Origin of the sequence: Isoptericola croceus, assembly GCF_029382255.1 — a bacterium.
GTDB classification, from domain to species: domain Bacteria; phylum Actinomycetota; class Actinomycetes; order Actinomycetales; family Cellulomonadaceae; genus Isoptericola; species Isoptericola croceus.
The window spans coordinates 1-273 of record NZ_JARLLG010000234.1; the positions used below are offsets into that span (position 1 = coordinate 1).

General features: G+C 70.3%; 1 pseudogene. It reads left to right on the forward strand.

The annotated features are described in order from the left end of the window. Nucleotides 1–23 precede the first annotated feature (23 nt). Nucleotides 24–273, forward strand: a pseudogene (locus PZC42_RS24620) (hypothetical protein); the annotation flags it as partial.

Consider the following 273-nt stretch of genomic DNA (forward strand, 5'->3'; position numbering starts at 1 on the left):
TGCCGACGACGATCCCCAGGGGCGTGCCCAACCCCAAGCGGAACAAGATCCGCGTCGTCTTCACGATCGACTTCGACGCTGTCTCGGGCTGGCTGGGCACCGGCAGGCACCCGGACAACGTGCTGGCGGACTACTCGGCGGGCTTCTTCGCCGCGCGCGTCGGCGTGCCGCGCCTGCTGCGGATGCTGAAGAAGCTGGGGATCGCGGACCGCTGCACCTGGTTCATCCCGGGCCACTCGGCGGAGAGCTTCCCGGCGGAGGTGCGCCAGGTCG